11 protein-coding genes and 1 pseudogene are annotated in these 15,043 nt (G+C 70.4%); 6 read left to right on the top strand and 6 right to left on the bottom strand.

Translation table 11 applies throughout. The annotated features are described in order from the left end of the window. Nucleotides 1-2: 2 nt before the first annotated feature. Nucleotides 3-1,022: an aldo/keto reductase gene (locus AB0M80_RS42725; RefSeq protein ID WP_364576272.1), complete on the top strand. Its 1,020-nt coding sequence runs from the start codon at nt 3-5 to the stop codon at nt 1,020-1,022. Further along, nucleotides 1,022-1,885 (top strand): LLM class flavin-dependent oxidoreductase, encoded by an 864-nt coding sequence (locus tag AB0M80_RS42720; protein ID WP_364576271.1) that lies wholly within the window; start codon nt 1,022-1,024, stop codon nt 1,883-1,885. Before AB0M80_RS42725 ends, AB0M80_RS42720 begins: the two co-directional genes overlap by 1 nt. Before the next feature lie 24 nt (nt 1,886-1,909). Here the strand turns inward: AB0M80_RS42720 and AB0M80_RS42715 are convergent, their stop codons facing one another. Beyond that, complete coding sequence (locus tag AB0M80_RS42715) at nt 1,910-2,326, bottom strand: MarR family transcriptional regulator (protein WP_364576270.1); 417 nt, start codon at nt 2,324-2,326, stop codon at nt 1,910-1,912. 53 nt (nt 2,327-2,379) lie between these two features. On the opposite strand from AB0M80_RS42715, the gene AB0M80_RS42710 reads away from it, so the two are divergent. Beyond that, complete coding sequence (locus AB0M80_RS42710; protein WP_364576269.1) at nt 2,380-2,781, top strand: SRPBCC family protein; 402 nt, start codon at nt 2,380-2,382, stop codon at nt 2,779-2,781. Here AB0M80_RS42710 and AB0M80_RS42705 read toward each other — a convergent pair. Continuing rightward, a complete protein-coding gene (locus AB0M80_RS42705) occupies nt 2,778-4,811 on the bottom strand; it encodes a cellulose binding domain-containing protein (protein ID WP_364576268.1) in 2,034 nt (677 codons plus the stop codon). The two genes, AB0M80_RS42710 and AB0M80_RS42705, sit on opposite strands and share 4 nt — an antisense overlap. Before the next feature lie 209 nt (nt 4,812-5,020). Between AB0M80_RS42705 and AB0M80_RS42700 the strand changes: the two genes are divergently transcribed. Next, nucleotides 5,021-5,581: a hypothetical protein gene (locus AB0M80_RS42700; protein WP_364576267.1), complete on the top strand. Its 561-nt coding sequence runs from the start codon at nt 5,021-5,023 to the stop codon at nt 5,579-5,581. A 264-nt stretch (nt 5,582-5,845) separates the two neighbouring features. Here the strand turns inward: AB0M80_RS42700 and AB0M80_RS42695 are convergent, their stop codons facing one another. From AB0M80_RS42695 to AB0M80_RS42685, 3 genes are all read right to left on the bottom strand, one after another. Then, entirely contained in the window at nt 5,846-8,452 is a 2,607-nt protein-coding gene (locus AB0M80_RS42695) for a hypothetical protein (protein ID WP_364576266.1), read from the bottom strand. A gap of 122 nt (nt 8,453-8,574) precedes the next feature. Then, a complete protein-coding gene (locus AB0M80_RS42690) occupies nt 8,575-10,014 on the bottom strand; it encodes a HEAT repeat domain-containing protein (protein WP_364576265.1) in 1,440 nt (479 codons plus the stop codon). A gap of 412 nt (nt 10,015-10,426) precedes the next feature. Next, entirely contained in the window at nt 10,427-13,099 is a 2,673-nt protein-coding gene (locus AB0M80_RS42685) for an RICIN domain-containing protein (RefSeq protein ID WP_364576264.1), read from the bottom strand. 518 nt (nt 13,100-13,617) lie between these two features. On the opposite strand from AB0M80_RS42685, the pseudogene AB0M80_RS42680 reads away from it, so the two are divergent. Both AB0M80_RS42680 and AB0M80_RS42675 read left to right on the top strand, forming a co-directional pair. Then, a pseudogene (locus tag AB0M80_RS42680) lies at nt 13,618-13,827 on the top strand (NADPH:quinone reductase); the annotation flags it as partial. A 202-nt stretch (nt 13,828-14,029) separates the two neighbouring features. Next, the gene (locus AB0M80_RS42675) at nt 14,030-14,599 is read left to right on the top strand and encodes a hypothetical protein (protein WP_364576263.1); all 570 of its coding nucleotides are present in this window, start codon (nt 14,030-14,032) and stop codon (nt 14,597-14,599) included. A 55-nt stretch (nt 14,600-14,654) separates the two neighbouring features. Here the strand turns inward: AB0M80_RS42675 and AB0M80_RS42670 are convergent, their stop codons facing one another. Next, nucleotides 14,655-14,786, bottom strand: a complete 132-nt coding sequence (locus AB0M80_RS42670) for a hypothetical protein (RefSeq protein ID WP_364576262.1) — start codon at nt 14,784-14,786, stop codon at nt 14,655-14,657. Between the last annotated feature and the right edge of the window lie 257 nt (nt 14,787-15,043).

The raw sequence follows: 15,043 nt of genomic DNA, 5'->3' as shown, positions 1-15,043 counted from the left end.
TCATGCAGTACCGCACCTTGGGCCGCACCGGCGTCCAGGTCAGCACCCTCGCGCTCGGCGCGATGAACTTCGGCGCCATCGGGAACACCACCCAAGACGACGCCACCGCCATCGTCGACGCCGCGCTCGACGGCGGGATCAACCTGATCGACACCGCCGACATGTACGGCCAGGGCGAGTCGGAGGTGCTGGTCGGCCAGGCGATCGCCGGCCGCCGCGACGACCTCGTGCTGGCCACGAAGGCGACCATGCCGATGGGCGAAGAGCGCAACCACCGCGGCAACTCGCGCCGCTGGCTGGTCACCGCGCTCGACGACAGCCTGCGCCGGCTCGGCGTCGACCACGTCGACCTCTACCAGATCCACCGGTGGGACCCCGCCACGAGCGACGAGGAAGCGCTTTCCGCGCTGACCGACCTGCAGCGCGCGGGCAAGATCCGGTACTTCGGCTCGTCGACCTTCCCGGCGTACCGCATCGTCCAGGCGCAGTGGGCCGCCCGCGAGCACCACCTGCGCCGGTACGTCACCGAACAACCCAGCTACTCGATCCTGCAGCGCGGCATCGAAGGCCACGTGCTGCCGGTGACCGAGGAGTACGGGCTCGGCGTGCTGGCGTGGAGCCCGCTGGCTTCGGGCTGGCTGTCGGGGGCGGTCCGCGCGGGCCGGGAGATCACCACCAATCGCGCGAAGATCCTGCCGCAGCGCTTCGACCTCGACGTTCCCGCCAACCGGGCCCGGCTCGACGCCGTCGAGAAGCTGACCAAGATCGCCGACCAGGCCGGGCTGACCCTGATCCAGCTCGCCCTCGGGTTCGTCACCGCGCACCCCGCCGTGACCAGCGCGCTCATCGGCCCGCGGACGCTGGAGCACCTGCACTCGCAGCTTGCGGCCGCCGACACCGTGCTGTCCGCCGACGTGCTCGACGAAATCGACACCGTCGTCGCCCCCGGCCTCGACCTGGCCCCGGACGAGAAGGTCGACACCCCGCCCGCGCTGCTCGACCCGTCGCTGCGGCGGCGCTGATGACCACCAGCTTCGGCATCCTGACCGCGCCCATGCAGGTCGGCTACGACGAAATCCTGCGCGTCTGGCGGGAAGCCGACACCGTGCCCGAGATCGAACACGCGTGGCTGTTCGACCACCTCATGCCGATCGGCGGCGACCCGGACGGCCCGATCTTCGAAGGCTGGACGCTGCTTTCGGCCCTCGCGGCGCAGACGTCGAGGATGCGCATCGGCCTTCTGGTGACGAGCAACCGCTTCCGGCCACCCGCGGTGCTGGCGAAGATCGCCACGACGGTCGACATCGTCTCCGGCGGACGGCTCGACTTCGGCATCGGGGCCGGCTCCCGCCCGAGCCACCCGGCGGCCCGGCGCGAGTACGACGCGCACGGTCTGCCGTACCACGGCCAGGCGGACGCCGTCGCGGCGCTGGCCGAAGCCTGCACGGTCATCCGCCGCTTGTGGACTTCGACGGAACCGTTCGGCTTCGACGGCGAGCACGTCAAGCTCGAGGGAGCGTTCGGCAATCCCCGGCCGGTGCAACGCCCGCACCCGCCGATCATGATCGGCGGCCGGGCGAGCGCGACGCTGCGCGTGGTCGCCGAGCACGCCGACCTGTGGAACATCCCGGGCGGCGGCGACATCGAGGACCTCGCGGCCCGCAGCAGGCTGCTCGACCGCTACTGCACGGAGATCGGCCGCGACCCGGCGGCGATCACCCGGTCGATCTTCCTGCCGGTGGACTACGAGCGGCCGGAGACCACCCGGGGCAAGATCGCCGAGGCGGTGGAGGCGGGGTTCGGGCACGTGGTGCTCGGCTTGGCGAACCCGTACCCCGACGGCGTCGCGCAGTGGGTCGCCGACGAACTGATCCGCCGGTCCTGAACCCGGCCCCGGCGGCCGCCGCGGTCAGCCCGAGTTCGCGAGGTGCGCGAGGGCCGACCGCAGCAGCCGCCGGGCTTCCGGCGTCAGACCGGCCAGCTTGCGGTCCTCCACTTCCCGGATCGCGTCGCGGACCGCCGCGTGCCGCCGGGTTCCCTCGGGCGTCAGCCGCACGATCCGCGCGCGGCGGTCGGCCGGGTCGGGCCCGCGGGCGACCAGGCCCGCCGCTTCGAGGCCGTCGAGCAGGGCGATCAACCGGGTCTTGTCGTAGCGGATCTGCTGGGCCAGCACCAGCTGGCTGGGCGCCGATCCGTGGGCCAGCGCCGACAGCACGACGTACTGCCACATCGAAAGGCCGTACTGCTCCAGCACCGGCCGTTCGGCTTCGGCCAGGCTGCGCCCCGCCCCGGCGCAGAGGGCTCCGAGATCGTCGTCCTCGTTCACCGGCGGGATTTTACGCGTGGACAAATCATAAGCAGGTGCGTATCGTTTTCGCCATGACACTGGGACGCGCCGAAACCCGCACCATTTCCATCGCCGCCTCGCCCGCGCGGGTCGTCGAATACCTGGCCGATCCGCTGCACCTCCCCGACTGGGCGCCCGGCTTCGCCACCGCGGTCGACCACGACCACGACGACATCTGGCGGGTCCACACCGAAGCGGGCCCCCAGCGGGTGGCCGTGCGGGTCGCGGCGGCCCACGGTGTGGTCGACGTGGTCAGCGCCGACGCACCCACCGTGGGCCTGTTCACGCGCGTGGTTCCGAACCTGGCCGGCGCGGAGCTGATCTTCAGCCTGTTCTTCCCGGAGGACACCGACCCCTCGGCGGTCGACGCCCAGATGGCGGTCGTCGGCGAGGAGCTGCGGACCGTGCGCGAACGCGTCGAGTCCGCACGCTAGCCTGCCGCGCAAAGGACTCCGTTGAGGGTGAACGCGGCCGGCAGGATGTTCGGCCCGCCGTAGTCGGCGGTGAACCCGACGTCCACGCCCGGCGCCGTCGGGGCCGACGATTTGACCGTCACCGTCGTGCCGTTCTGGGCCCAGGTGCCGTTCCAGCCGCCGGTGAGGCGCTGCCGCGCGGTGGGCCAGTCGAACGTCAGCGTCCAGTCCCCCACCACGCCGGTGGCGGTGACGTGGATGCCGCCGACGAAGCCGCTCGCCCAGTCGGTGACGTCGGTCATCCGGACCGTGCAGGTACTCGCCGCCGGCGCGCCGGTGGTGAACGTCAGCGGCGGGGACGCCGCGGACACGTTCCCGGCCGTGTCCCGCGCCAGCACGTTGACGGTGTACCGGCGGCCTGGCACGAGGTTCCCGACGGCGAGCGACGTGCCAGTGGTCTCGCCCCACTGTTCGCTGGTGGTGCCGGTCTGCCGGTACACCTCGTACTTCGCGATCGGGTGACCGCCGGGCGCGGCCGCCGGCCAGCTGATGGCCGCGGTCCGGTCGGTCGCGGTGCCGGACGGCTGCCCGGGCGCCCCCGGCCCGGCGGCCGCGGCGGCCGCGGGGTGCAGCACCAGCGTGGTGAGCGAGTACGGCGGCAACGTCCGGGAAGTGCTCGTGCCGGTCGCGGCGCTGGAGATCGCCGTCGCGCCGTTGGTGAAGGTGAACACCTGCGGCGCGGCCGCCGCCGGGGTGTAGCCGGCGTAGTCCAGCGTCACCGCCCTGGCCTGGCCGGGGTCCTTGTTGACCAGCAGCACGGCCAGATCCCCGTCGGGCCGCCGGACGGCGTGCGCGCCGACGAGCGGGTCGTCCGCACCGGCGCGGACGAACTGGTCGCCGGGACGCGCGAACGTGCTCAGCATCTTCAAGCCGTAGTACGGCGCGAAGGGCGTGTTGAGCGCGGGTTCGCAGGCGCCGTCCTCGAGACAGGTCGCGCTGGAGAGCAGGCCGAAGTCGCCGTAGTCGGGTTGTCCGGCCACAGTGGACAGTTTGGTCGCCCCGTTGTGGACGTTCCACCAGTCGACGTTGAACACGCCGTTCGCCAGCAGCGAGCTGTAGGCGTCGGCGGCGAACAGCGCGCCGGGCTGGGTGTTCATGCCGACCGGGGTGTTGGTTTCGGTCATCGCGATGCCGATCCGGCCGGAGCCCGCGCCCGCGTAGCGCGTGATCTGCTCGCGCGCCAGGTAGATCATGTCGTCCACCTGCTCGGTTTTGGTGAGCGCCTCGGCGGCCGTCGAACCGCCGGGGTACCAGTGCAGGATGACGAAGTCGATGTGCGGACCCGCGATCGACAGCACGGTCTGGTTCCAGGTGGCGGTGTCGCCGGCACCGACGATGCCGTCCGGCCAGTTCGCCGGGGTCGTCAGCACCGCGCCGATCTTGACGCCCGGATCGACGGCCTTCATCGCGTCGGCGTAGGCCACGACACCGTTGGCGTAGGCGGTAGGGCTCTTGTCCGCGTGGTTGTCGGCCTCCCAGTTCGCCCCGTAGTGCCCGTTGCCGTAGAGCTCGTTGCCGATCTCCCAGTACTTGACGCCGTAGCCCTTGGTGACGTTGGCGTACCGCACCCAGTCCGCGGCTTCCTCCGGTGTTCCGGTGCCGTAGTTGGCGATGATGACCGGCTGGGCGCCGGCCCGCCGGACGCCACCCATGAAGGTGTCGAAATCGGTGCCGGGCGCCACGTAACCGCCGGGCGCGGTGTTGTCTTTCCAGTGGTAGATGTCGCCGTAGGACCCACCGGGGTACCGCATGGTGCGGACACCGGCTCCCCCGAGCAGATCGGCCACGGGATCGGTGCCCAGCTGGCTGTCCCACACCGCGTGGTTGACCCCGATTCCGGTGTCCGGCATGGTCGCCAGTCCCGCACGGGCGTTGACGGTGACCGTGGCCGTGGGCGTGGCCGCCGCCCCGGCGGTGCCGGCTGCCGGCACCGCCGCGGCGAGCACGGCGATCACCGGCCACGCTGCCCAGCGCAGACGTCGAGCTGTCATGAAGTCCATCCTCACTCGTCGGACACGAACGGATGACTGGGAGCGCTCTCAGCGAGAGAACCACCGAGGCGGCCCGAAGTCAACGGAAGTCGCACCCGGGACCGGTCCCCAGCGCCGGATCGAGGTTTTCGACGCGGCCGGCGACCAGCGTGACGACGCGTTCGGCCGATCGGACCTGCCCGCGGCTTTCGAGGAACGCGCACGACGGGGTGTCCGTCGACGACCTCGTCACCCACCTCGGCGTGCACCGCAAGCGCGGCCCCTACCTGATCGCCTTGCGCCGCCGCCTCGCCGACGACGTCCGCCCCTTGACCGACGCGCTCGCCGCGACCACGCTGCCGCTCGTCACGTCGGCCGACCTCGGTCTGCTGCTGCTCGCGGCGGTCGAACGGGCACCGGCCGACGAGGAGGTGGCCGACGAGGTGGCCGCGGCGCCGGCCGCCATCGACCAGGCGATCGCCGGCGCGCTCGGACAGCGGCTTCGAGGGGCGAGGACCTCATCAATCCCGATCGATCACGGCGTCTTCCTCGCAGACCATCTGCTGGACCGAGGTGAGGTCGATGAAGTTCCCGTGGTCCGGGTCGACGAGCTTCAGGAAGTTGTCGCTGAAGAAGAGGGCTTCGAGGTCGGCCATATTGCAACGCCTGCGGTCGCTGTCCTGAATCCGCCTCTCAATCTTCTGGGACGTCAAGGATCCGTCGAAGGCCGTCGTAATCGAACTCGCCTCGTGCCCGCCGCCGACCGCGAGGGGAACCAGGGTGCTGCTTGACCTGCGGCACGAACGACACCCAAGTCCCCTGCGCCACGCCCACGCCGGCGGACCGGGCCGGGTGCCACGGCCCGGAGGGGACCACCTGCTGCACGACGCCGGCCACCCGAACACCTCCGCCCCGGCCGTGCTCGAGGCCCTGCACCGGTTCGCGGGGCGCCGAGGCCGCGAAAGCGTCGAAGGGGGCTGGTCGATCCAGCGTGCTGCCGCTACCGAGCAGGCGGCCCCGCTCCCTGGGCGGGAGCGGGGCCGCCGGTCACCCGGTCAGTTGACGTACACCGAGTAGCCGATGCCACCCGACCTGGCGCCGTCGGCCGTGTTGCCCCGCACGATGACCCAGTAGATGCCTCGGTCCGGCGGGGTCCACGTCATCGTCCCCGCACCCGAACCGTCCGCCGGCACGGTGACCTCCTCGGTCAAGGCACCCCAGTCGTTACGGACGTGGTAGGTGTAGGAGACGATGCCCGGCATACCCGGCGTGAAGGTGAACGTCCCCGGCACACCAGGACCGCCCGACCACTGGCTTTCCGGGTATTCCTTCGACGACACGTACGGCGCGCTCAAGATGCTGAAATAGTACGTGTTCTCCTGTGAGGAGACCTTGTCGGCCGTCACCGTACGCACGCGCAGGTTGTGGGAGGCCCAGCCTTCCGGCGGCAGCGGAGGAGTCCACGCCAGCACGGCGCGCCCGTCCTGAGCGGCCACCTGCTGGAACGGACCCCAGTCGAACGAGTACTCGAACGCCACCGCGCCCGGCTGGCGGCCTTCCAACGTGAAGGTGCCGGGGAACACCCGCCCGTTGGCCTGGAACTCCTTCGAGGCCACCGTGGGATCGTTCGTCACGGTCCACGTGATGTTGTCCGTCGACGACCACACGCCCGCCGTGTTCCTCGCGCGCACCACCATTTCGTAGTCGCCGGTCCTCGGCGGGGTGTAGCTCACCGTCGCGCTGTTCCCGCTGACCGGCACGGTCCACCTGGTCGCCGGGTCCGCCGTCAGCCAGTACTCGAACTCCACGGCGTTCGGCATCGGGGTGGTGAACGTGAACGTGGCGGCTCTGCCCTCCGTCGCGATGTCGCCCTCGTGGCCGATCGTGGGTCGCCAGGTGTTGAGCGACAACCGTTTCTCCGTCACCGGGGACAACCCGCCGGACGCGTCGCGGGCGTGGACCCGCAGCAGGTTCTGGTCGGCCGAGGTGAACTCGACCGGCAGCGCGGCGGTCCCGCCGGCGTTCGCCTTGACCGTCCACTTCGTACTCTCGGCACTCGCGAACCAGTAGTCGTACTCGACGACGTGCGGCATTCTCGGGGTTGCCGTGTACGTGGCCGAGGTGCCCAGGTCGACGTTCCCGGGCCCGCTCACCACCGGTGACGCATCGACGAGGAACCGGTACTCCCGTTCCGGCGACGTCACGCCCGAGGTGTCGGTGCTGCGCACGAACAGCACGTGCTCACCACCGGTGGCGGGCGTGATCGTCACCTCGGCGACGCCGTCCTGGCCGGCCGTGACCGTGGCGGACGCGCCGTCGTCCAGCCGGTAGTCGTACGCCACGACGTTCGGCATCCCCGGCGCGAACCGGAACACGCCCGGCACGCCGATGCCGCCGTCCGGGGCGCCCTGCGGCGGGTAGCGGTCGGACGTGACCGTCGGCCGCGTCTCCTTGACGATGAAGGAGTAGTAGGTGCTGAGCGAGAGGTTGCCCGCCCGGTCCCACGCCCGCACGACCACCGACTGCCGGCCGTTGGCCGTCGGCGTGAAGCTGACGGTGGCCGTGCCGTCGGGGCCTGCGGCGATCTCCCGCGTGTTCGCGCCGAAGTTGTAGTCGTACCGCACGACGTCGGTGGAACCGTTGGGGGAAAAGGTGAACTCGCCCGCCACCCCGATCCCGCCGCTCTCGGCGCCCGCCGGGTACGTCGCGGAGACGACGGCAGGCGCGTTCGGATCCGTGCGGTCGACGGTGAACCGGCACGGGCCCACCGTGGACGACTTCGCACCCCAGTTGTCCTGTGCGTACACCTCCCACGCGTAGGTGCCGTCGGCGAGGTCCGAGGTGTCCGGGTACGCCGCGGCGGGGTTGCCCCACCCGGCACCCGTGTGCCGTTGCGACGGGTCCGCCACCGGCCACCACGTGAACTGCCCGGACGTGGAGTCGCCGTCCGGGTCGGATACCTGTGTGCTCAGCTTCAGCTGGCGGCTCACCGGTGCTCCGGCGCCGTCCTTGGCACAGGGTTCGTCGTTGGTGCGGAGGTCGGCCGGCGGCGCGGGCGGCGCGTTGTTGACCACCCGCAGCGTTGCCGGGGCCTCGATCAGCCGGTAGAACGCCGGGTCCGCCTCGTGGGCTTCGGCGACGCGGAAGCCCAGCGTGAGGTGCCGGACCTTGTGGTCGACCGCGTCCCGCACCGCAGTGGTGACGTCGAACGTGGCGTCGTTGTCGATGCAGGTGCCGTCGGCACCCCGGGACGCGACCCGCGTCCGCTCCGCCGGGCGGTTCTGCCAGGTCGACTGCTTGGTGTAGGCGGAGGTCCGCCACACCTCGGTGGCGCGGCTGTCGCAGCCGACGTAGTGCGTCTCGCCGGCCGACAGCAGCACCGTCGTGAACGGCGCACCCCGCAACGAGCTCAGGTCGAAGTCCACGTACGAGCGCTGGAGGTGCGGTGTGCTGTCCCAGGTGCCGATCGGTAAGTTGCCGGACGGCTTGAAGTAGGCGGTGGTCGGTGCCGCCGAGTCGACGTAACCCCAGGACGTCGCGGACAGCGTCACCTCGGAACGCTGTTGACCAGCGGTTTCCGCTGCCGCCATCGCGCCATCGGTGACGGTGAGCGCGATGGCGAGCGCGACGACGAGCAACGTCGGTGATCTTCGCAAGGTCATGCTGGCCCTCCCTTGTCGCAGACATGCACGGCGTACACGCCTGAAGGGGAGAGTTGGTTGCCCTGTGGTTCACGCGGGTGGAACTGCTGCTGTCTCACGGCCTTGTCGTCCACAAAGGCCGGTCAGCGGGTGGTCGCTCGCAGTGCCGCGGCGGCGGCGGACCGGACGGCCGGGTGCGGGTCGACCAGGGCGTCGGCGAGGAGGGAACGCAGGCCGTCGGGGACGGTTCGGCCCAGAGCGGTCGCGGCGTTGGCCCGGACGCGTGGCCTGGGGTCGCACAGGGCCTCGGTCAGCAGCGGGACCGTCGTCTCGTGGGTGATCCGCCCGAGTGCTGCGGCGGCGCGGGATCGGACCAGCTCGTCCTCGTCCTGGAGCGCGTTGGTCAGCGTCCCTATGTAGGCCGGGTCGGCTCGTTGGCCGATGACCCAGACGATGACGCGGCGGACGAGCGGGTCGGGATCGTGGCCGGGCAGGTGGTGCTGTGTGTCGATGCGGGCGAGGATTTGTCCGGCAAGTTTGCGGACACGCCGCTCGTCGGTGGTCAGCAGCACCTGCACCAAGGTGAGCGCGACGGAGTCGTCGGCCAGGCGCACCAGGCCGGTGAGGGCGGTGTGGACGTGCCGGCTGTCGCAGGCGGCGGCCAATCGGCCGAGAGCGCGGTGATCGCCGTGTTTGGCCAGCACCCGGAGGGCCCGTGCCCGGACGACGGGGTGGACGTCGTCGGCGGCCTTGAGGGCGGCGGGAGTCGTCAGCGGGCCGCCGATCCGGTTCAGGGCCAGCAGGGCGCCGTCGCGGACGTCGGACGAACTGTGGTCGAGCAGCGGCACGATCGCCGGCGCGGCCTCCAGCGCTTCGAGCTTGCCCAGCGCTTCCATCACGGGCAGCGACTGGGGCCCGTCGGACTCGCGCAGGACATCGATGAGCGGGCCGGTCGCTTCGGCGATGCGCAGGTTGCCGAGCACTTCCGCGGCCGCGAAGCGGCCCGGGCGGCGGTGGCGGAGGTGCTCGATCAGCACCGGCGCGACCCGCGGGTCGCCGGCCCGGCTCAGTGCGCGGGTGATGTCGTGTTCGGCGCCGTGGACCTGCCCCAGTGCGTCGGCCAGGACGTCCAGCCGTCTCGGATCGCTGGTCTCGGCGATGCGCTGGGCGGCGTAGCGGCCGATCCCGGCCCGATCGCGGTCCGTCTCGTTCAGCAGCGTGACCAGCCGGTCGAACACCTCGTCCGAGGTCTGCGGGGTGAGGCCTGCCAGGGCGGCCTGCACGACGTTGGCGGCGGGGTCGGCCAGGGCCTGCACGAGGATGGGCTGATGCGCGGGATCGCGGCCGGAACCGAGGGCTCCGACCGCGATCGCGCGGACCAGGCTGTTGGGGTGGGCCGCCAGGGTGGTCAGCCAGGCCGGCCCGGCCGGGTGGGACACAACCGCGTGCGCGTGCTGGTAGAACGCCTCGTGCGCCTCGGCGCGCGCCGCCGGCCAGCATTCCGGCTTGATCGGTTCGAGGCTGACCAGCCGGGCGACCAGCGCGTCCCCAGTGGCGGCGTCCGAATCCCGGTGTTCGTGCATGACTTTCAGTATGGCCGGTCGCACCAACGAGATTTGCCCACAGGATCGGCACGAGAGCGGCGCAGCAGCGCTTTGAGCGCCCTACACCAGTCCGTAAGCCACGCCGCACCCATCAGACATCAACACCAACCCGTTTCCGGACGGGCACTCAGAACCAACACGACGGCCGTAGCGCCCATCACCATGGACCGTCGAACGCTGCGGCCCCCCGAGCTGTGCGAACAAGCCATGTGGATCTCCTCATGGTTGTAGGAGCTGGCCGACGGTTGCGGAACCTCCATCAGCGTGGGGTCCATTGAGCCGTCATTGATCGAACCCCCATGGGGGCGCTGACGAGCGCCTACCGCTCGCGAGCGAGGCGGTTCGATGCGTTCACTGCGCCGCGGCAGCAGGCGAGAACCGGGTCGTCCGGTCAGGCCCGGCTCAGTTGCCACTGCTGGTTGGCCCCGCCGTTGGCGGCCCACTGCACGACCTGCGCCCCGTCGCTCGTCGCCGCACCGTTGACGTCCGCCACCAGTCCGCTGTCGTGGCTGACGATGGTGTAGGAGCCGTTGCCGGTGGACCGCAGGTACCACATCTGGTTGGTGCCGCCGTTGGCCGTCCACTGCTGCAGTTGCAGCCCGGCCGTGCTGCTGCTGGCGTTGACGTCGAGCGCCTTTCCGCTCGGGACGTACTGGAGGGTGTAGGAGCCGTCGGAGGTCGTGGCGATGGTCCAGGTGGCGGTGCCGCTCTGCTGGACCACCTTGGCACCGTCCGCGGTGGAGTTGCCCGCGACAGCGAGCGGCTTGCCGCTGTTGCGGTTGACGATGTGGTAGGTGCCCGGTGCGGGTCCGTCTCCGCCGCTTCCGGCGAGGTTGAAGTACTCCACCGCGTCGGTGAAGACGGGGCTACCGGACTTCGTGGTCGACAGCTGCAGGTACACGCGGTTGCCGGTGGCCGGGGTGGTGAAGGACACCGGCTGGGTGACCCGCGAGCCGAGCGGGACGGTCAGGGTCGTGCTTCCGGACGCGACGACCGCACCGTCCGGCGCGTCGAGCCGCGCCGTCCAGGTGAAGCCCACCGAAGTGTCGGCGAAGTCGTCGTTGAAGACGGTGATGTTGCGGGTGACCGTGGCGTTCCGGGCGTAGCCGGGCACGGCCTGCGGCAGCGGGAAGGTGCCGTTGGAGTCCGAGACGCCGGAGGCCGACCAGAACGGCAGGTCGACCGCGGCCACCGGGTTGAACGCCGCCTGCACGCGCTGGATCTGCGGGTTGCTCCAGGGGGCCGGGAGGTTGTCCGCGCCGTAGACAGGGCGACCGCCCTCCTCCGGGGTGAAGTCGGTGGTCCGCACTCCGGGCACGACGCCGGCCCAGGCGGACAGCAGCGTGTACGGACGCAGGTCGGTGGCGTTCTTGCCGCGCTTGGCCAGGGTTGCCGTGGCGAACCACTCGAAGCCCTGCTTGGTGTTGCACGCCGGCCAGATGTACTCGCCCTCGCCGTCGGGCCGCCCGTTCACGGTCTTCAGGCCCTCCCCGTACCTGCCGAAGCCGTCGACGTAGTGCGGGAACACCGCGAAGTTGGCGTACGTCATCCCGGGATACCCGTTGAGATTCCCGTCGACGCCCACCTCGGCGATGACCGGCCGGGTGCCGTCGTTGCCGTTGATCGCCGCGTACAGGTCCTTCTCGAACTGCTCGGAATCCTGGCCGCTCTGGTTCGGCTCGTTGACCTGGCTCCAGCGGATGACCGCGGGGTGGTTGCGGTCGCGCAGGACCAGCGCCCGGGCGTGGTTGACCATGTTGTCGTGCCCGGCGATCCAATCCTGCTTGCCGGAGGAGCCGCGGATCGCGGTCTCACCGATGATCATCAGGCCCATCTCGTCGGCCACGTCGAGCATGTACGGGCTGGCGGGCTCCTGGTGGATGCGGACCACGTTGTAGTTGAGCCGCTGGTAGTTGTCCACCGCCTGCGGCCAGCCGCCGTTGTTCGGCGAAGGGGGCAGGAAGCCGGGCAGGGTGTCGTAGGCGTCGCTCTTGCCGCCGTTGTTGATCCGGTCGTAGTCGGCACCCTGGAGGTTGTCGCCGCGGAAGTTCACGCGCACGCCGTTGAGGTAGTAGTAGTCACCGTTCTGGGTGGCCTCCCGGAACCCGAACCGGTACGTGGCGTCGCTGGTGCGCCCGTCATCGGCGACGGCATGCACCGTCAGCCCGTGCAGCTGCGCCCGGTACCCCGACCGGTACGGCACGTTGGGCCACCAGTACGAGGTGCTGTCGAGGTTCCACGCGACCGGCCCGACGGTCACGGTCACGGTCGAGTGGGCCGCCACGGTGACCGTACGGCTGGGCAGTTCAGGGTAGCTGAAAGCCGTTCCGTTGTTGGACGACAGCGACCCGGTCAACGTCACCGACCGGGAACTGCCCGACGTGTTACGCACCGACACGTCGTAGCTCAACGTCTTGTTCGCCACCGACGTACGCACGAATGTGTCGCTGACGTACACCGCCGGGTACGTCCGCAGGAACGCGGACCGGAAGATCCCTTGGGGGACCGCCTCGGACCAGTCGGCGGCGTCGGGCACCAGGTACCGGCCGTTGGATGCCTTCAACGCGCCGCGGCCCTTCACGGCGACGCTGATCGTGTGGGTGCTACCGGGGGCCGCGTAGGCGGTGATGTCGAAATTCGACGGCGTGAACGACGTGGTCTGCGTCGCCACCACCCGGCCGTCGACCGACAGCGTCGCCTGGTGATTGACCGCCCCGAACTCGATCCACGTCGACTGCGGCTGACCCGAGTCGGGCACGGTGATGGTGCGCGAGTACACCGCCTCGTTCACGTCGGTGAAGCCCTGCTTGTACCAGCCGCCGCCGGGCACGGTGATCGAGGTCGCCCCCCGACCCGTCGGCGTGAAACTCCACGTCCCGGCCAGGTCGACCGAGGCGATCGCGGCGGCGCCGGCAGCTGCGGCCGCGGGGGCCGGCTGTGTTGCGACGGCCGGCTGTCCTGCGGCGGCGGGTTGTACCGTGTCGATGATCGCGAGGAGTGTGGCGCCGGCCAGCGCTGCGCGGGCGAAGCGCTGGGACAGCGTGCGAGGGCTGTTCTGACGCATCAAGAAATCCCTTTCGCGGGTGTCGCGTCTACGGGGATACACCGATCATCGGACCATCGTCACTACCCGCCGGGACCGCCAAAATGGAGAGGTCCACTATGGACTCATCTACCGGCTCCATGCCGGCGGAGCAGGGCATCGGTCGGTAAGCAATCGTCTTCGAACCGGTTCGACAGAACGATAAGGGGGGTCGACTCGTGGTGTCAAACACGTCTATGGCTTGCGACGAAAGAAGAGCGCGATCCCGTGAAACTTTCAAAGACGAGCGCGATACCGGGAAACTTTCAAAGCCGCGACTGGGTGCCCCGCCCTCGGCGGTCCACTCCTGCAGTTGCAGGCCAGGCCGCCGCTGCCTGCGTTGACGTCGAGCACTTTGCCGCCGGGAACGGACCAAACAGCGCCGAACGCACCTGGTTGCACCAGGTTCTGGACGGTGACCAGCCAGTCACCAGGGCGCGCTGAGACGGATCCCCCTACGCTCGAAAACCCGTGCTGATCAACCCCGAAGGTAGCCGCTCATGCTTGCGTCCTGGTACGACCGCCAAGGCCCCGCCGCCGACGTGCTGCGTGTCGGCGAACTGCCCGACCCCACCCCCGGCCCGGGCGAGGTCCGCGTTCGCGTCACCGTCTCCGGGGTCAATCCCGGCGACACCAAGAAGCGGCGCGGTTGGCTCGGCTCGTCGATGCCCTTCCCGCGGGTGATCCCGCACAGCGACGCCGCCGGGATCGTCGACGCCGTGGGCGAGGGGGTGGACGAGCGCCGCGTCGGACAGCGGGTGTGGACGTACGGCGCCCAGTCATACCGGCCCTTCGGCACGGCCGCCCAATACACCGTCGTACCCGCCGCTCTGGCTGTCCCGCTGCCCGACCACCTCAGCGACGAGCTCGGCGCAGCCCTGGGCATCCCCGGCATCACCGCCCACCGCCGCCGTGTTCGCCGACGGCCCGGTGGAGGGCAAGCTCGTGCTGGTGCACGGCGTCCTGGGCGGGGTCGGCCCCCTGGCCGCTCAGCTCGCTTGCTGGGGCGGGGCGAGGGTGCTCGGCACGGTCCGGCGCGGCGCGGACCTCGCACAGGTCGACCCGGCTGTCGTGTCCCACGCCGTGGCGCTGGACCAGCAGGACCCGGCGGTGGCCATCCGCGCGTACGCGCCCGAGGGCGTGCACCGGGTCGTCGAGGTCTCCCTGTCCGGCAACGCCGACCTGGACAACGCCGTCGTCGCGAACGGCGCGGTCATCGCCGCCTACGCGACGAGGGAGGACAGGACCGAAATCCCTTTCTGGAACCTGCTGTTCAACAACGTCGTCCTGCGCCTGGTCGGCAGCGATGACTTCCCCGAAGAGGCGAAACGCCAGGCACCGCGCGATCTGACCGCCGCGGCCGCCGTCGGCGCCCTGACCGTCGAGGTCGGCGACCGCTACGAACTGGCGGACATCGCCAAGGCCCACGACCACGTCGACGCCGGCAGCCGCGGCCGCGTCCTGGTCACCCTCCCCCAATGACCCCACCCCGTCGTTCACCACGACCCGCGGATGCATCCCCTCGTCACCCGAGATATCAGTGCCCGAACATCATCGCCGGCGACATCCGCAGCGCGGGCAGGTGCGGATCGAGCAGCCCGTCGTGCGGCCGGTGGTGGTAGTCGGCTTTACCGACCGGCGATGCCCAAGTTGCATTTCCGGCCTGCACTGATGCTTAGCTTACATGTCCGCCACGGTGCCTAGCGTCGGTCACGATCGCCTGTTGGGATGATCCTGCGACGCGGCCTGTCGTCGGACTGAACTGTGATGCAGCACCATCCGCGCATGCCGATGATCGAGCGTGGCCACCTCCACCAATGGTGGTGGTTGAACTAGTGCTTCATCAAGCAACGTTGGGTAGGTAATCGGGGCGGCGGATCTTGGAGTTGACGGCGAAGTGGCGTTTGGGGTGGCAGTGGCGGTTGC

It is taken from the genome of Amycolatopsis sp. NPDC051045, assembly GCF_040682955.1.
Taxonomy (GTDB): domain Bacteria; phylum Actinomycetota; class Actinomycetes; order Mycobacteriales; family Pseudonocardiaceae; genus Amycolatopsis.
Note: the sequence above shows the minus strand (reverse complement) of the source record. Positions and strands in the feature narration are given on the sequence as shown.